Raw genomic sequence first — 18517 nt, forward strand, 5'->3', positions numbered from 1 at the left:
TTCAAAAATTTGAAAGATGCTATTTGCTTGGCTTTTTCGTTTTCGCCTGATCTTGCTTCTGCTTTTGCTTCACCAATTCAGGATGTAGTTGATACTCTTGTTGCTGCTTTGACTTTTCTAAGGCTTGTTCTTTCTGCGCTTTGCGCAGCAATTTTGAACTTTGCACAATTAAAAAAATAATTAATGCTGCGGCCAGCACCACCATGATGATCAACACGATTTTTAGCATTCTGTATCTCCACTCGCCGATAAAATAAAAGAGCCCTAAAGCTTTAGGACTCTTTTATGATGTGATTCAAGACTGTATTCATTTTCAATGATCTTAAACACAAGATCATGAACTAAATCCTTATTTGTCTAAAATCGCGAATAAATCCGCTTGAACTTCTTCGATTGGACGAAGACCATTCAATTTGTCATAGGTTGGTGCATTTTCACCAGACGCTGCACGACCTTGATAGAAACCAACCAATTGTTCAGTTTCAGTATGGTATGAACCTAGACGTTTACGAATGGTTGCTTCTTGGTCATCTGGACGTTGTACAAGGTCTTCACCTGTTTCGTCATCTTTACCTTCCACTTTCGGTGGATTGTAAACCACATGGTAAACGCGACCAGATGCAGGATGCTGACGACGACCTGAAAGGCGTTGTACGATTTCTTCGTCAGGCACATCAATTTCAATCACGTGATCGATTGCGATGCCTTCATTTTCCAACGCTTCAGCTTGAGGAATAGTACGTGGGAAACCGTCAAAGATACAGCCATTGACACAATCCGGCTGCGCAATACGCTCTTTCACTAGACCAATGATCAACTCATCAGAGACTAGACCGCCATTGTCCATCACGCTTTTAGCTTGAAGACCAAGTTCAGTTCCTTCACGAATTGCAGCACGGAGCATATCACCGGTTGAAATTTGTGGGACATTGTAGCGCTTACAGATCAACTGAGCTTGTGTACCTTTACCTGCTCCAGGTGGTCCAAGTAATATAATGCGCATAAATAAACATCCTCATTTAACAATATGTATAACACTGATTTTACAGAATTTCTGTTTTAAATAAATCGAGCATTGAATTATAAGAAAGCCACAAACAAATGTATTAAGCCTGCGAAGAAACCAGTTACCCCACCCAGTACAATCAGAATCCACTCGTCTTCCTGAAATGCAGGACGTAATAAATTTTGAAATTCTTTCGGTGTCAATTCGCGAATACGATCTCTAAACATTTGGTAGATTTTCTGTGCACGGCTCGCATTAAACGCAGGGTCGCATACAGGCACCATCGTAATTTCAATTGAGCGATCGATCAAGTCTGTCTTGAGTCTTGCGTACTCTTTTGGACCTAAAGACAACTGCAATGAAGTACGCACCAGTGGCGTTTCCATAATTTCATTAATATGACGTTTCACAATGCGGCGAGTTTTGTCTTTTTTCCCACCAAACATCATTTCGGTCATAATCGATTTTAAGGTAATTAAATCTTCTGTGACGACTTTGGCAAACACGTCTGAAACTTCATCTTGACGTTTCATAAATGCGCCTTGGATATTATAAGTCCCCATTCGCGGAATAACAGGCTTAACCCAAGGAAATTTTCGATCTTTAGTCAGTTCAAACAACTGTGGGTAACGCACATAATGCGGCTCAACTGGGTTGAATACCATCCAGATCGCAATCCAGTTGGTTAAGAAACCCCAAATGGCTGCCCAAAATGGGACGGTCCAATGCCATGGCACCACAAACCACACGATCATTTGGAATATACCAAAGAACATCCCAATTAAGGCACTGATATGCCAAATAAAGTTAATTTCTTTTTGACCCACTTTCAGGAACATATTGACCATCAGTTGACGGTCACCTTCCATTTGGCTGACCACCATCTCACGCATGTCGACCAATGACTCAACATTGAGCGTTAATTCGGTCACCAATTGTCTAAGCACATTGGGCAATTGTTTATGCGCTTGCGAGTAAATACGGCGCTTGATCGAATAGGGTAAGTTTTCCCACAGCACCGCATTGCGATCCATCATCACTTCATCAATCAAGTGTTCAAGTTCAAAACCGACTTGTTCACCAATGATGCGTGCCATGTCTTCAGGGTCCATGGCTTGCAAGAATTCTTGCAATGACCCGAGTTTTGACAAGGTATTATCGGTAATAATGCCTGAAATACGACCCGCTTTACGTGGCACAATCCCTTGCCATCCGACTGGCAATGGACCGATGTGAAAACCCCAAAACTTGATTGGATAGAACACCATTTTGAGTGCCATCCACACGTGTGCCCAAGTTACAAAGGCCGTCACGGGAATGATACTTAAAATGGCATAAAAATCAGGTCGATTTAAAAAGGTTTGCCACAAATCACTTACATATTCAAACATGCATGACTCTCATATTTATTTCTATGTGCGGTCGAATGTACTGTATACAATCACAATATCTTCTAAAAACCTACACTTAAGGTGTAGGCAAATTGTATTTGGGGCTTGGTCTCAAACACCACATAGTTACCTACTTTCACTTCTTCACCCGCAGCCAAACCGAGACTGAGCGTACTGATTCGTTCTTTATTGAGCAGCACATAAGATAAATCTACGCCACCACCCAATTGGGTTTCATCATTGCCATTGACCGACTTACTTTTCAAGTGCCCAGCAAAAGCACCCAAATAAAAACCGTTTAAATCTTTGCCATTTAAAGCGACCGGATAACGCAATCCAATTTGACCACCAATTTCATGGTCATCATTAATAAAAGCGCCCACTTTGCCATAGGCAATCCCGTACGGATTAACCCATTCAGCATTCACATGACCTAATCTTTGGGTGATTCCTACACCAAGATTCAGTGCTGAAACATTTTCGGTTTTGATCTTGGCTTGAGGCAAAAAATCCGACAGTTCAGCATGAGTGACATTCCCTATTGCACAGAGCAAAACTAAGGGAAAGATTTTTCTCATTATTTTCTCCATTGTCCCATGTTGGGATCAATATTTTTCTAATTGTCCTTGAATTTTGACTTTAACAGATTAATTTTCGATCTTATATACAAATCAATTCAAATTTAATGTCGCTATGGTCAAGATTCTGCCATGTTTTGCAGATCAACTTCTGATTATTTTTTCCAATTTAGTGCACATTCTAAGGTAAAATATCGCGCTCAGCCGAAACTCTTTCACGTGATTAAGTCGACAATGTATGAAACAGCAGTTTCCCCTTAAGAATGTTCAACAAGAAAAACGTATATTCCGTAGTCGAATCTTTTTTGCGATTGGCTTTGTTACCCTATTTTTATTGATCCTGTTTGCACGTTATGCCTATTTGCAAATTGTGCATCATGAAGAGTTTAAAGAAGCGGCCGATAAGAACCGTATTCGTTTGCAACCGATCAGCCCGCCCCGTGGTTATATTTATGACCGTAATGGTATTTTATTGGCAGACAACTATCCTGTTTTTACTGCAACCTTAAGTAAGGCGGATGTTGAAGATGTTGATGAAACCTTAACCCGCTTGACCCCGATTATCAGTTTGACGCAAGAAGATATTGATCGTTTCAAAAGTCGCGTAAAAACGGCGAAAAAAACTGAACGTGTCACGATTAAATTAAATTTAACTGAAATTGATATTGCACGCTTTAGTGAAGTGAAATTCCAATTTCCTGGGGTTGCCATTGAAACACAAATGACACGTTACTATCCGCACGGTGAGTTATTTGCGCATGTGATCGGCTACGTGGGACGAATCAATGATAAAGAACTCAAAACCATTGATAAAGATGTCTATGCCGGCACCAATTTAATCGGCAAAATCGGCGTTGAAAAATACTATGAGGATTTATTGCTGGGTGCTCCGGGCTTTGAATCTATTGAAACTGATGCTTATGGCAATGTGCTACGAAAATTAGGACGTAAAGATTCGGTTCGAGGCAATGATCTGTATTTGTCTTTGGATTTCGGTTTACAACAGGTTGCTGCAGAACAGTTGATCGGACGACGTGGTGCGATTGTGGCTATGGATCCGAATACGGGTGAAATTTTATCTTTAGTATCGAGTCCAAGTTTTAATCCGAATTTATTTGTTACAGGTATTAGTAGCACTGACTATGGTTATCTACGGGATAACTTAGACCAACCTTTATATAACCGTGCTGTACAAGGGTCATACCCACCTGGTTCGACCATTAAACCGATGTTTGGTTTGGGTGGTTTACATTACGGGATTGTCAATTGGTCCACTGCGATTTCTGACCCAGGCTATTTCCATTTACCCGGTGACTCGCACAAGTTCCGTGACCATAAAAAAACTGGACATGGTGCTGTAAATTTGCATAAGGCACAAGTCGTTTCCTGCGATACTTATTTTTATATCTTGTCTTATCAAATGGGAATTGAGCGCATGAACGAGTGGATGCGTCAATTTGGCTTTGGTGAAAAAACAGGGGTAGATTTACCGAGTGAAAGTTCAGGTTTATACCCAAGCCCTGAGTGGAAAATGCGTACCCGTAAAACCAAATGGCTGAAGGGTGAAACCATTTCGGTCAGTATTGGACAAGGGGCATTTACCGCAACACCTTTACAATTGGCGATGGCGACTGCGATTACGGCCAATCAGGGTGCACATGTGACACCTCACGTACTGCGTGAATCCAAAGGTGCCAAAGTGCATAAAGTTTTGAATGCTCCCGATGGTAAAATCAGTTTTAATGGTGAGTTAGACGACTGGATCAAAATGCGTGAAGCAATGGTCGATGTGGTACAGACGGGTACAGGTCGTGGTATTCGTACACCTATGTATCAAATTGCAGGGAAAACAGGGACAGCTCAAGTCAAAAGTATTGCGCAAGGTAAGCGTTATAACGAAGCTTTACTGTCTGAACGTCAGCTCGATCATGGTTTATTTGTCGGTTTTGCCCCTGCTGAGAAACCTGAAATCGCGGTGGCGGTCATTTGGGAAAATGGTAAACATGGGGGGTCTGCTGCTCAGATTGCCAAACCGCTATTTGACTATTGGTTACTCACCCGTAAAAAGAATCCGATTAAGCCAGTTAATCATCAAATCAGTGGTGGTTTGATGACTGCCGGAATTAAACCGGGAGAGTTACCGAGTAGTACAGTAGCGCTTTCAGCTGATCCAAATGCAGTCCCAAGAGCAAATCCAAATCCAGCACCATCGAGTAATTCAGCACCATCGAGTACTGCTACACCATCAGTTCCTCAAACAGTTGCGCCAGCGCCTCAAACGGCTACACCAACAACACCTGTACCGAATCGTCAACCTCCTACACCACGTGCAACGACAACTGTTGCACCTGCCGCTACACCAGATATAGAGAATGAAGAATGAAGAATCAGCTCCGCATTATTGGCGGTGAATGGAAACGCCGTGTGCTTCCCTTTGCCGATGTTGATGGTTTAAGACCCACGCCTGATCGTGTACGTGAGACTTTATTTAATTGGCTGATGTGGGATATTCAAAACGCTGAAGTTTTAGACCTCTGTGCAGGTTCGGGCGCTTTAGGTTTTGAAGCTTTGTCTCGTGGTGCGGCCAATGTCACCATGATCGAACCCAATATCAACCAAGCTCAGTTTTTAAAAGACAATTTAAAGCTTTTAAAAATTCAAAACTGTGCATTGATGGTGACCACCGCACAAAATGCGATGCGTTCCTTGCCTGAAAATCATTTTGATTTGGTGTTTTTAGACCCACCCTATAGTTTGAACCTATGGGAAGAATTGGCGAAGAATGCCGATGCATTGATTCAAAATAATGCTTTGATTTATGTCGAAGCGGATTGCCCCTTGCATACTCTAAATCTGCCAAGCACTTGGTCTTTAATCAAAGAAACCAAAGCCGGCGCAGTCCGTGCAGGATTATTTAAAAAAAGCATCTAAAATCGACTCATTTAGAGACTGAAATCAAAAAAAGGGATTCTGAAGAATCCCTTTTTTATTTCATATTTTTTCTATTTACTTCAGCTCAAACTAGCGCTGACGGTTTTGATCCCAATAAGGATTTGGGCGTTTATGATCACGATCCTTGTCGTATTTGCCATCCCACTTGCGATCTCGATGCTCTTTAGTTCGGTCATGATCACGGTCATAGCGTGAATCATGTTGATTTCGATCATAACGACGATCATTGTTGTCATTATCATCAAATGGTGATACTACACAGCCTGTTAAAGCGATGGCGATGGCACCCAAAGCTAAGGTTTGTTTAAGCATGATCTTGACTCACTGTCTTCTTGATTTGAACTGAGTTTAGCCGCTGTTGATGGAGAGCTTTCGCAGTCTATGTATTTAGATGTATCGATGTACAGGTTTTTTGTACGTCGTATTATTTGAGAATCTAAGAGTTTAAAAAAAGAACCCGAAGGTTCTTTTTTTTTAAATTTTTAATTAAAACAAAATTTGTCCATTTTTTAATAATTCATCTAGGGTCGTATTCGTATTTTGTAATACAAGCAACGGATTCGATGATTTCGCAGCAGTAGTTCCATCAATATCTACACTAATAATGGTCGAACCATTTAAAGTGGTGACTTTCAAATAACTATTAATATTGGTAGCAGTTACATTTTGATTTGAGAGTAATCCTCTAATATCAATGATATCCCCACCACTTGTAGCTGAACCAAGTTGGAAATCTGTCCAAACATCACTTCCATTTCCACCCGCATTCGCATCTTTTAACAAATTATAAATAAGAACGTCCTGACCTGCACCAGATGTAATTGTTTCATTTGCCCCACGACTCACAATTACATCATTTCCAGTTGTCCCAGTTAAAGTCGCAACTCCACTATCAGCAGCCAAGCCTGTATTCATAATAATTCCTTTTGAAGAAATATCATAAGAAACAGTTGCAGTATCAGACTTCCCTGTACCTAAATCAGTAATACGATATTCAAAAGCACCAGTCTTTCCTAAGCTTTGAATATTATTTATGGGGTCAAGAATGTATGTTCCATCCTTTTTAAAATCTACCTCCATTACTTTATCAAAATAAATACGCTGACCTTGCCCTGACGTACTGGTTATTTCAATAAAAGTACCAGTACCATCTTTAACTTCTAACTTGTAATTATTTTCGTAAGGAAGAATATCATTGGTAAATAAATTACCTGCTTTACCCCAACTTGCACCATCTGAGACTAAACCATTTGCTGCCATTGTAATTAGTGAAGTATTACCTGCACTAAATTCAGGTTTCGTTACACCTGTACCAGAGCCTCCTTCATTTGTCGTTTCGATACGAACTCTATAAGTATTACTCGTGTCATAGTTATTGGCTATTTTGAGCTCTTGATTGGTTGTAGTTGAATAGTAAGTTGCTGAAGTTACTTCACTATAAACACCTGACTTTAGAACCTCGATGATGACTTTTAGTTTGTATTTCGTAGTACCATACAAAAAAGCTGTAGTATTTGCAGGAACATTTGCATCATATTTTAAAGATGCTGCTTGACCTTTAGTCAGAACAAAAGTACCAGAGGAGATTGTTCCTGAAATATCATTACTTCCTTTCACTAGACTGTAAGTTGTATTCCAAGGATCAGCTGTCAAAGCGTCATTTACAGCTTCTACCTTCGATACAAGGAGATCTTTACTGAATATACCACTTTGACTCACATTACCTGCTACATCTGTTTGTTGAACAACGATTTTACCTAAAGCATATCTACCAACTGGTACCTCAAAAGTATTTCCACTACCAGTAATCCAAGTGCTTCCTCCATCCACACTATATTTCCAAGTAACCCCAGTTTCTAGATTACTTACAGTAATTGTTCCATTCGATGTTTTACCATCTGAATTAGAACTACCATCATCGGCTAACAAAGTTAAAGTTGGTATGGTGATAGAAGTGTCTACAGTCAGTGCACCCATTTTCTGGATAGTGCTACTATTACCTGCTAAATCTGTTTGTTGAACTTGAATCTTATCAGCTACATATGAACCTGCAGGAATAACAAAACTAGATTCTGTACCGGATGCCCATGTTAATCCCCCATCTAAGCTATATTTCCATGTCGCTCCTGCTTCCAATCCTGTCACATTCACAGTGCCATTGTTGGTAATACCATCGATTGCAGAACTACCTGTGTCAGAAGCAAGGCTAAGTGAAATTGCAGATGCTGTCTTATCTACAGTAATCGCTGTCAAATTTTGCGTTGCTGAATTACCTGCGGTATCCGTCTGTTGAACTTGAATTTTGCCAGCAGCATAGCTTCCGGCAGGAACATCAAAGCTCGAACCAGTACCCGTCGTCCACGTCGATCCACCATCTAAACTATATTTCCAAGTCGCTCCTGCTTCCAATCCAGTGACATTGACTACACCATTGTTCGTAATACCATCTGTTGCAGAAGCGCCCGAATCAACTGCCAATTTCAGTGTTGGCGTTGCTATAGATTTGTCGATGGTGATTACACCAAGACTTTGTATATTGGAATTTCCAGCCAGATCGGTTTGTTGAACTTGAATTTTTCCTGAGGCATAGCTACCCACAGGAACATCAAAGCTAGTACCTGTTCCAGCAGTCCAAGTAGAGCCACCATCAAGACTATATTTCCAAGTCGATCCAGTTTCTAAGCCTGATACGTTTACAGTGCCATTGTTGCTAATACCGTCTGATGCCAATGCACCATTGTCCTGTTCCAATGCCAGAGTTGGTTTCTGTAACACTGTATCTACAACAACATTGTAATCAATACTAGTCGTTTGACTTATGTTTTCCGCAACATCAATTTGTCTAAACTGAATAGTATCAGTGAGATATGTACCATCCGCTAGCAGAATTTGGTCACCAACCCCTTTTATCCAACTGTTACCTCCATCTAAGCTGTATTCCCAAGTTGCATTGGCTTCAATACCTTTGACTTTAATCACACCATCATTCGTAATACCATCATCTGTAAATACGCCAGTATCATTAAATTCAATTTCTAACTTTTGAGGTGGTGTTTGATCGACTGTCCAATTCTCTAGATTACGAATCCAACCAATATTTCCTGCCAGATCAGTTGGCTCTACAATAATTGTGCCTTTTGGATAATATCCTTCAGGTAGTACCAAATCAAAAACTTGATTTGAACCTTTAATAAAGGTTTTTCCATTATCTAATGAATAACGCCACGAACTATATCCACCGTTCACATTTAAGACTATGGTGCCAGAGGACTTAATAATATCTGGAGATGTTGAACTAGTCTGGCCGTTTAAATAAATATTGCCTAAAGGGGATGAATTATCAATTATCATTGAATGATCGAAAGTTGCAATCTTACTAACATTACCCGCACTATCAGTTTGACGAACTTGAATTTGACCCGCTTGGTAAGTAGTGTTTTTCATTACATTAAATGAGTCCGTAGTAATGTTAGCAACTACGCCGCCAACATTCCAATTTTTACCGCCATCTAAACTATATTCCCATGTCGCACCAATTTCTAAATTGCTCACACTAATTAAAGTTGACTTAGTAATATTGTCAGTATTACTTACTCCTGTATCTGAGAATCTCAGCGCGGGTGTATTCGAATCAGTGTCCACTGTTACTGCACCAAATGTTGTGATTGCATTATTACCTGCAATGTCGTAATGCTGAACTTGTATCGTTCCTGCGGCATATTTCCCTTCAGGAACTATAAAACTATCTTTCAGATCACTTTCTATCCAAGTTTCTCCACCATCAATGCTGTAAGTCCAGATTGCGCCATCTTCTATACCTGAGACATTGATTTGTCCACTAGATGTAATTGAATCAGTCTTTGATATACCTGTATCTGAGTGCAATTCTAAGTTCAATTTTGTTATCGTCTTATCAACAATAACTTGAGTATCAATAATGGTAGTTTCACTCATATTTCCAGCGAGATCAGTTTGTCTAAATTGAATTGAATTTTCTGAATACGTTCCTTCAATTAACTCAATTTCTTGACCAGAGCCTTTCTGCCAATTTTTTCCACCGTCTAAACTATATTCCCATGTCGCACCACTTTCTAAATTTGCAATTTTGATGACACCATCATTGGTAACACCATCATCAGCTATGAGTCCTGTATCATTAAAATCATAAGACAGTTCATCTGGCGCGATGGTGTCTTTGTTCCCCGTAACTGTCTGAGGCGCTGTGCTGTTACCTGAGCCATCTGCTGCCGTCACAAAGCCTTGTGCACCATCGGTCAATGCTGGGTTGAGGTTTGCTGTGTAGTTACCTTCAGTATCTGCAGTCGCTTCGCCGATGATGTTGCCAGCTTTGTCTTTCACTACAACTTTGGCACCGGCTTCGGTTTGACCGGTCACCACATCCCCCTCAGCATTTAAGTTTGCGCTGAGGTCTTTTGGTGCAAGGGTGTCTTTGTCCCCTGTCAGTGTTTGTAGCTGACTTGGGTTGCCCGCTTCATCAATTGCCACCACATCCACGCTGTTGCCATCGGTGATTGCTGGATCCAGCTTGATACTAAAGTCACCGTTGTCATCTGAGATGCCTGATGCAATCACTTGCTCAGTGACAGGATCACGGATTTCAACCCAGGTGTTCGGCTCGGTTTGGCCTGTGACCACTGTACCGTCTGTGCTCAGTTCTGCCTCGAGTTCCGGTGCGATGGTGTCTTTGCCACCCACCACCGTCTTCGGTCCAATCGTGTTGCCTGCGGCATCTGCTGCCGTGACAAAGCCTTGTGCATTGTCTGTTAATGGGGTGCTTAGCTTAACGCTGTAGTTACCCTCAGCATCTGCAGTCGCTTCACCGATGATGTTGCCAGCTTTGTCTTTTACTACAACTTTGACACCGGCTTCGGTTTGACCGGTCACCACATCACCATCAGCATTTAAGTTTGCGCTGAGGTCTTTGGGTGCAAGGGTGTCTTTGTCCCCCGTCAGTGTTTGTGGCTGACTTGAGTTACCCGCTTCATCAATTGCCACCACATCCACACTGTTGCCATCGGTGATCGCTGGATCCAGCTTGATACTAAAGTCACCGTTGTCATCTGATGTCCCTGATGCAATCACTTCATCAGTGACAGGATCACGGATTTCAACCCAGGTGTTTGGCTCGGTCTCACCAGTCACCAAAGTACCTTCTGGATTGAGTTCTGCCTCTAGTTCCGGTGCGATGGTGTCTTTGCCACCGACCACCGTCTTCGGTCCAATCGTGTTGCCTGCGGCATCTGCTGCCGTGACAAAGCCTTGTGCATTGTCGGTTAATGGGGTGCTTAGCGTAACGCTGTAGTTACCTTCAGCATCTGCAGTCGCTTCACCGATGATGTTGCCAGCTTTGTCTTTCACCACAACTTTGGCACCGGCTTCGGTTTTACCCGTCACCACATCACCGTCAGCATTTAAGTTTGCGCTGAGGTCTTTTGGTGCAATGGTGTCTTTGCTGCCGGTTAATTCGACAGGCACACTGTCGTTACCCGCTTTATCAATTGCCACCACATCCACGCTGTTGCCATCGGTGATTGCTGGATCCAGCTTGATACTAAAGTCACCATTGTCATCTGAGGTGCCTGATGCAATCACTTCATCAGTGACAGGATCACGGATTTCAACCCAGGTGTTTGGCTCGGTCTCACCGGTCACCAAAGTACCCTCTGGGTTCAGTGTCGCCTCGAGTTCCGGTGCTTGTGTATCTTTGCTGCCGCTTAATTCGACAGGCGCACTTGGATTGCCCGCTTCATCAATTGCCACCACATTCGCTTTGTCGCCATCAGTTAAAGCAGGATCCAATGGGATTTCAAAATAACCATCCTCATCCGATGTGCCTGATGCAATCACTTCATCAGTGACAGGATCACGGATTTCAACCAAGGTGTTTGGCTCGGTCTCACCGGTCACCAAAGTACCCTCTGGGTTCAGTGTCGCCTCGAGTTCTGGTGCTTGTGTATCTTTGCTGCCAGTTAATTCCACAGGCGCACTGTCGTTACCCGCTTTATCAATTGCCACCACATCCACGCTGTTGCCATCGGTGATCGCTGGATCCAGCTTGATACTAAAGTCACCGTTGTCATCTGAGGTGCCTGATGCAATCACTTCATCAGTGACAGGATCACGGATTTCAACCCAGGTGTTTGGCTCGGTTTGGCCTGTGACCACTGTACCGTCTGTGCTCAGTTCTGCCTCGAGTTCCGGTGCGATGGTGTCTTTGCCACCGACCACCGTCTTCGGTCCAATCGTGTTGCCTGCGGCATCTGCTGCCGTCACAAAGCCTTGTGCATTGTCGGTTAATGGGGTGCTTAGCGTAACGCTGTAGTTACCTTCAGCATCTGCAGTCGCTTCGCCGATGATGTTGCCAGCTTTGTCTTTCACTACAACTTTGGCATCGGCTTCGGTTTGACCGGTCACCACATCACCATCAGCATTTAAGTTTGCGCTGAGGTCTTTGGGTGCAAGGGTGTCTTTGTCCCCCGTCAGTGTTTGTGGCTGACTTGGGTTGCCCGCTTCATCAATTGCCACCACATCCACGCTGTTGCCATCGGTGATTGCTGGATCCAGCTTGATACTAAAGTCACCATTGTCATCTGAGGTGCCTGATGCAATCACTTCATCAGTGACAGGATCACGGATTTCAACCAAAGTGTTTGGCTCGGTTTGGCCTGTGACCACTGTACCGTCTGTGCTCAGTTCTGCCTCGAGTTCCGGTGCGATGGTGTCTTTACCACCGACCACCGTCTTCGGTCCAATCGTGTTGCCTGCGGCATCGGATGCCGTCACAAAGCCTTGTGCATTGTCGGTTAATGGGGTGCTTAGCGTAACGCTGTAGTTACCCTCAGCATCTGCAGTCGCTTCACCGATGATGGTGCCAGCTTTGTCTTTCACCACAACTTTGGCATCGGCTTCGGTTTGACCCGTCACCACATCACCATCAGCATTTAAGTTTGCGCTGAGGTCTTTTGGTGCAAGGGTGTCCTTGCTGCCGCTTAATTCGACAGGCGCACTTGGATTGCCCGCTTCATCAATTGCCACCACATTCGCTTTGTCGCCATCAGTTAAAGCAGGATCCAATGGGATTTCAAAATAACCATCCTCATCCGATGTGCCTGATGCAATCACTTCCTCAGTGACAGGATCACGGATTTCAACCCAGGTGTTTGGCTCGGTCTCACCGGTCACCAAAGTACCTTCTGGGTTCAGTGTCGCCTCGAGTTCCGGTGCTTGTGTATCTTTGCTGCCGCTTAATTCGACAGGCGCACTTGGATTGCCCGCTTCATCAATTGCCACCACATTCGCTTTGTCGCCATCAGTTAAAGCAGGATCCAATGGGATTTCAAAATAACCATCCTCATCCGATGTGCCTGATGCAATCACTTCATCAGTGACAGGATCACGGATTTCAACCAAGGTGTTTGGCTCGGTCTCACCGGTCACCAAAGTACCCTCTGGGTTCAGTGTCGCCTCGAGTTCTGGTGCTTGTGTATCTTTGCTGCCAGTTAATTCCACAGGCGCACTGTCGTTACCCGCTTTATCAATTGCCACCACATCCACGCTGTTGCCATCGGTGATCGCTGGATCCAGCTTGATACTAAAGTCACCGTTGTCATCTGAGGTGCCTGATGCAATCACTTGCTCAGTGACAGGATCACGGATTTCAACCCAGGTGTTTGGCTCGGGCCTGTGACCACTGTACCGTCTGTGCTCAGTTCTGCCTCGAGTTCCGGTGCGATGGTGTCTTTACCACCCACCACCGTCTTCGGTCCAATCGTGTTGCCTGCGGCATCGGATGCCGTTACAAAGCCTTGTGCATTGTCGGTTAATGGGGTGCTTAGCGTAACGCTGTAGTTACCCTCAGCATCTGCAGTCGCTTCACCGATGATGGTGCCAGCTTTGTCTTTCACCACAACTTTGGCATCGGCTTCGGTTTTACCCGTCACCACATCACCGTCAGCATTTAAGTTTGCGCTGAGGTCTTTTGGTGCAATGGTGTCTTTGTCCCCCGTCAGTTTTTGTGGCTGACTTGAGTTGCCCGCTTTATCAATTGCCACCACATCCACACTGTTGCCATCGGTGATCGCTGGATCCAGCTTGATACTAAAGTCACCGTTGTCATCTGAGGTGCCTGATGCAATCACTTCATCAGTGACAGGATCACGGATTTCAACCCAGGTGTTTGGCTCGGTTTGGCCTGTGACCACTGTACCGTCTGTGCTCAGTTCTGCCTCGAGTTCCGGTGCGATGGTGTCTTTGCCACCGACCACCGTCTTCGGTCCAATCGTGTTGCCTGCGGCATCTGCTGCCGTCACAAAGCCTTGTGCATTGTCGGTTAATGGGGTGCTTAGCGTAACGCTGTAGTTACCTTCAGCATCTGCAGTCGCTTCGCCGATGATGTTGCCAGCTTTGTCTTTCACTACAACTTTGGCATCGGCTTCGGTTTGACCCGTCACCACATCACCGTCAGCATTTAAGTTTGCGCTGAGGTCTTTTGGTGCAAGGGTGTCCTTGCTGCCGCTTAATTCGACAGGCGCACTTGGATTGCCCGCTTCATCAATTGCCACCACATTCGCTTTGTCGCCATCAGTTAAAGCAGGATCCAATGGGATTTCAAAATAACCATCCTCATCCGATGTGCCTGATGCAATCACTTCCTCAGTGACAGGATCACGGATTTCAACCAAGGTGTTTGGCTCGGTCTCACCGGTCACCAAAGTACCTTCTGGGTTCAGTGTCGCCTCGAGTTCCGGTGCTTGTGTATCTTTGCTGCCGCTTAATTCGACAGGCGCACTGTCGTTACCCGCTTTATCAATTGCGACCACATCCACACTGTTGCCATCGGTGATCGCTGGATCCAGCTTGATACTAAAGTCACCGTTGTCATCTGAGGTGCCTGATGCAATCACTTCATCAGTGACAGGATCACGGATTTCAACCCAGGTGTTTGGCTCGGTTTGGCCTGTGACCAAAGTACCTTCTGGATTGAGTTCTGCGCTCGAGTTCCGGTGCGATGGTGTCTTTGCCACCGACCACCGTCTTCGGTCCAATCGTATTGCCTGCGGCATCTGCTGCCGTTACAAAGCCTTGTGCATTGTCGGTTAATGGGGTGCTTAGCGTAACGCTGTAGTTACCCTCAGCATCTGCAGTCGCTTCACCGATGATGTTGCCAGCTTTGTCTTTCACCACAACTTTGGCATCGGCTTCGGTTTTACCCGTCACCACATCACCATCAGCATTTAAGTTTGCGCTGAGGTCTTTGGGTGCAAGGGTGTCTTTGTCCCCCGTCAGTTTTTGTGGCTGACTTGAGTTGCCCGCTTTATCAATTGCCACCACATCCACACTGTTGCCATCGGTGATCGCTGGATCCAGCTTGATACTAAAGTCACCGTTGTCATCTGAGGTGCCTGATGCAATCACTTCATCAGTGACAGGATCACGGATTTCAACCCAGGTGTTTGGCTCGGTTTGGCCTGTGACCAAAGTACCTTCTGGATTGAGTTCTACCTCGAGTTCCGGTGCGATGGTGTCTTTATCACCCACCACCGTCTTCGGTCCAATCGTGTTGCCTGCGGCATCTGCTGCCGTTACAAAGCCTTGTGTATTGTCGGTTAATGGGGTGCTTAGCTTAACGCTGTAGTTACCCTCAGCATCTGCAGTCGCTTCACCGATGATGTTGCCAGCTTTGTCTTTTACTACAACTTTGACACCGGCTTCGGTTTGACCGGTCACCACATCACCATCAGCATTTAAGTTTGCGCTGAGGTCTTTTGGTGCAAGGGTGTCTTTGTCCCCCGTCAGTGTTTGTGGCTGACTTGGGTTGCCCGCTTCATCAATTGCCACCACATCCACGCTGTTGCCATCGGTGATCGCTGGATCCAGCTTGATACTAAAGTCACCGTTGTCATCCGAGGTGCCTGATGCAATCACTTGCTCAGTGACAGGATCACGGATTTCAACCCAGGTGTTTGGCTCGGTTTGGCCTGTGACCACTGTACCGTCTGGATTGAGTTCTGCCTCGAGTTCCGGTGCGATGGTGTCTTTACCACCCACCACCGTCTTCGGTCCAATCGTGTTGCCTGCGGCATCTGCTGCCGTTACAAAGCCTTCAGCATTGTCTGTTAATGGGGTGCTTAGCGTAACGCTGTAGTTACCCTCAGCATCCGCAGTCGCTTCGCCGATGATGTTGCCAGCTTTGTCTTTCACTACAACTTTGGCACCGGCTTCGGTTTGACCGGTCACCACATCACCGTCAGCATTTAAGTTTGCGCTGAGGTCTTTTGGTGCAAGGGTGTCTTTGCTGCCGCTTAATTCGACAGGCGCACTTGGATTGCCCGCTTCATCAATTGCCACCACATCCACGCTATTGCCATCTGTGATTGCTGGACTCAGCTCAATTTCAAAATGACCATCCTGATCTGAGGTGCCTGATGCAATCACTTCATCAGTGACAGGATCACGGATTTCAACCCAGGTGTTCGGCTCGGTTTGGCCTGTGACCACTGTACCGTCTGTGCTCAGTTCTGCCTCGAGTTCCGGTGCGATGGTGTCTTTACCACCCACCACCGTCTTCGGTCCAATCGTGTTGCCTGCGGCATCGGATGCCGTCACAAAGCCTTGTGCATTGTCGGTTAATGGGGTGCTTAGCGTAACGCTGTAGTTACCCTCAGCATCCGCAGTCGCTTCGCCGATGATGTTGCCAGCTTTGTCTTTCACCACAACTTTGGCACCGGCTTCGGTTTGACCGGTCACCACATCACCGTCAGCATTTAAGTTTGCGCTGAGGTCTTTTGGTGCAAGGGTGTCTTTGTCCCCCGTCAGTGTTTGTAGCTGACTTGGATTACCCGCTTTATCAATTGCCACCACATCCACGCTGTTGCCATCGGTGATCGCTGGATCCAGCTTGATACTAAAGTCACCGTTGTCATCCGAGGTGCCTGATGCAATCACTTGCTCAGTGACAGGATCACGGATTTCAACCCAGGTGTTCGGCTCGGTTTGGCCTGTGACCACTGTACCGTCTGTGCTCAGTTCTGCCTCGAGTTCCGGTGCGATGGTGTCTTTGCCACCCACCACCGTCTTCGGTCCAATCGTGTTGCCTGCGGCATCTGCTGCCGTGACAAAGCCTTGTGCATTGTCTGTTAATGGGGTGCTTAGCGTAACACTGTAGTTACCCTCAGCATCCGCAGTCGCTTCACCGATGATGTTGCCAGCTTTGTCTTTCACCACAACTTTGGCATCGGCTTCGGTTTTACCGGTCACCACATCACCATCAGCATTTAAGTTTGCGCTGAGGTCTTTTGGTGCAAGGGTGTCCTTGCTGCCGCTTAATTCGACAGGCGCACTTGGATTGCCCGCTTCATCAATTGCCACCACATTCGCTTTGTCGCCATCAGTTAAAGCAGGATCCAATGGGATTTCAAAATAACCATCCTCATCCGATGTGCCTGATGCAATCACTTGCTCAGTGACAGGATCACGGATTTCAACCCAGGTGTTCGGCTCGGTTTGGCCTGTGACCACTGTACCGTCTGTGCTCAGTTCTGCCTCGAGTTCCGGTGCGATGGTGTCTTTGCCACCCACCACCGTCTTCGGTCCAATCGTGTTGCCTGCGGCATCTGCTGCCGTGACAAAGCCTTGTGCATTGTCTGTTAATGGGGTGCTTAGCGTAACGCTGTAGTTACCCTCAGCATCCGCAGTCGCTTCGCCGATGATGTTGCCAGCTTTGTCTTTCACCACAACTTTGGCACCAGCTTCGGTTTTACCGGTCACCACATCACCATCAGCATTTAAGTTTGCGCTGAGGTCTTTGGGTGCAAGGGTGTCTTTGTCCCCCGTCAGTGTTTGTGGCTGACTTGAGTTACCCGCTTCATCAATTGCCACCACATCCACACTGTTGCCATCGGTGATCGCTGGATCCAGCTTGATACTAAAGTCACCGTTGTCATCTGATGTCCCTGATGCAATCACTTCATCAGTGACAGGATCACGGATTTCAACCCAGGTGTTTGGCTCGGTCTCACCAGTCACCAAAGTACCTTCTGGATTGAGTTCTGCCTCTAGTTCCGGTGCGATGGTGTCTTTGCCACCGACCACCGTCTTCGGTCCAATCGTGTTGCCTGCGGCATCTGCTGCCGTGACAAAGCCTTGTGCATTGTCGGTTAATGGGGTGCTTAGCGTAACGCTGTAGTTACCTTCAGCATCTGCAGTCGCTTCACCGATGATGTTGCCAGCTTTGTCTTTCACCACAACTTTGGCACCGGCTTCGGTTTTACCCGTCACCACATCACCGTCAGCATTTAAGTTTGCGCTGAGGTCTTTTGGTGCAATGGTGTCTTTGCTGCCGGTTAATTCGACAGGCACACTGTCGTTACCCGCTTTATCAATTGCCACCACATCCACGCTGTTGCCATCGGTGATTGCTGGATCCAGCTTGATACTAAAGTCACCATTGTCATCTGAGGTGCCTGATGCAATCACTTCATCAGTGACAGGATCACGGATTTCAACCCAGGTGTTTGGCTCGGTCTCACCGGTCACCAAAGTACCCTCTGGGTTCAGTGTCGCCTCGAGTT

General features: G+C 45.6%; 10 protein-coding genes. 2 read left to right on the forward strand and 8 right to left on the reverse strand.

Annotation, left to right across the window (positions count from 1 at the left end; all coding sequences use genetic code 11):
- Window positions 1–19: 19 nt before the first annotated feature.
- From G8D99_RS10960 to G8D99_RS10975, 4 genes are all read right to left on the reverse strand, one after another.
- A complete protein-coding gene (locus G8D99_RS10960; protein WP_166325748.1) occupies window positions 20–229 on the reverse strand; it encodes a hypothetical protein in 210 nt (69 codons plus the stop codon).
- Window positions 230–349: 120 nt separating this feature from the next.
- Entirely contained in the window at window positions 350–1003 is a 654-nt protein-coding gene (gene adk, locus G8D99_RS10965; protein ID WP_166325751.1) for an adenylate kinase, read from the reverse strand.
- Between the two features lie 77 nt (window positions 1004–1080).
- Complete coding sequence (locus G8D99_RS10970) at window positions 1081–2397, reverse strand: hypothetical protein (RefSeq protein WP_166325754.1); 1317 nt, start codon at window positions 2395–2397, stop codon at window positions 1081–1083.
- Window positions 2398–2459: 62 nt separating this feature from the next.
- Window positions 2460–2975 carry a hypothetical protein gene (locus tag G8D99_RS10975; RefSeq protein ID WP_166325757.1) on the reverse strand — a complete coding sequence of 172 codons (516 nt, stop codon included), beginning with the start codon at window positions 2973–2975 and terminating at the stop codon, window positions 2460–2462.
- Between the two features lie 238 nt (window positions 2976–3213).
- Here G8D99_RS10975 and mrdA point away from each other — a divergent pair, with 238 nt between their 5' ends.
- The gene (gene mrdA / locus G8D99_RS10980; RefSeq protein WP_166325760.1) at window positions 3214–5358 is read left to right on the forward strand and encodes a penicillin-binding protein 2; all 2145 of its coding nucleotides are present in this window, start codon (window positions 3214–3216) and stop codon (window positions 5356–5358) included.
- On the forward strand, window positions 5355–5906 hold the full coding sequence (gene rsmD / locus G8D99_RS10985) for a 16S rRNA (guanine(966)-N(2))-methyltransferase RsmD (RefSeq protein WP_166325763.1): 552 nt from the start codon (window positions 5355–5357) through the stop codon (window positions 5904–5906). Before mrdA ends, rsmD begins: the two co-directional genes overlap by 4 nt.
- Before the next feature lie 90 nt (window positions 5907–5996).
- Here rsmD and G8D99_RS10990 read toward each other — a convergent pair whose 3' ends face one another.
- The 4 genes from G8D99_RS10990 to G8D99_RS11005 form a co-directional block, all read right to left on the reverse strand.
- Window positions 5997–6239: a hypothetical protein gene (locus tag G8D99_RS10990; protein ID WP_166325766.1), complete on the reverse strand. Its 243-nt coding sequence runs from the start codon at window positions 6237–6239 to the stop codon at window positions 5997–5999.
- A gap of 174 nt (window positions 6240–6413) precedes the next feature.
- Window positions 6414–13580 (reverse strand): Ig-like domain-containing protein, encoded by a 7167-nt coding sequence (locus tag G8D99_RS10995; RefSeq protein ID WP_166325769.1) that lies wholly within the window; start codon window positions 13578–13580, stop codon window positions 6414–6416.
- Window positions 13577–14971 (reverse strand): Ig-like domain-containing protein, encoded by a 1395-nt coding sequence (locus tag G8D99_RS11000; protein ID WP_166325772.1) that lies wholly within the window; start codon window positions 14969–14971, stop codon window positions 13577–13579. The genes G8D99_RS10995 and G8D99_RS11000 overlap by 4 nt, the downstream gene beginning before the upstream one ends.
- Entirely contained in the window at window positions 14877–18503 is a 3627-nt protein-coding gene (locus G8D99_RS11005; RefSeq protein ID WP_227554406.1) for an Ig-like domain-containing protein, read from the reverse strand. The genes G8D99_RS11000 and G8D99_RS11005 overlap by 95 nt, the downstream gene beginning before the upstream one ends.
- Between the last annotated feature and the right edge of the window lie 14 nt (window positions 18504–18517).

Source organism: Acinetobacter lanii (genome assembly GCF_011578285.1).
In the GTDB taxonomy this organism is placed as follows: Bacteria; Pseudomonadota; Gammaproteobacteria; order Pseudomonadales; family Moraxellaceae; genus Acinetobacter; species Acinetobacter lanii.

Coding starts and splice junctions, on each gene's coding strand:
- G8D99_RS10975 (WP_166325757.1), bottom strand. CDS start 2,975: ATGAGAAAAATCTTTCCCTTAGTTTTGCTCTGTGCAATAGGGAATGTC.
- G8D99_RS10960 (WP_166325748.1), bottom strand. CDS start 229: ATGCTAAAAATCGTGTTGATCATCATGGTGGTGCTGGCCGCAGCATTA.
- G8D99_RS10990 (WP_166325766.1), bottom strand. CDS start 6,239: ATGCTTAAACAAACCTTAGCTTTGGGTGCCATCGCCATCGCTTTAACA.
- rsmD (WP_166325763.1), top strand. CDS start 5,355: ATGAAGAATCAGCTCCGCATTATTGGCGGTGAATGGAAACGCCGTGTG.
- mrdA (WP_166325760.1), top strand. CDS start 3,214: ATGAAACAGCAGTTTCCCCTTAAGAATGTTCAACAAGAAAAACGTATA.
- adk (WP_166325751.1), bottom strand. CDS start 1,003: ATGCGCATTATATTACTTGGACCACCTGGAGCAGGTAAAGGTACACAA.
- G8D99_RS10970 (WP_166325754.1), bottom strand. CDS start 2,397: ATGTTTGAATATGTAAGTGATTTGTGGCAAACCTTTTTAAATCGACCT.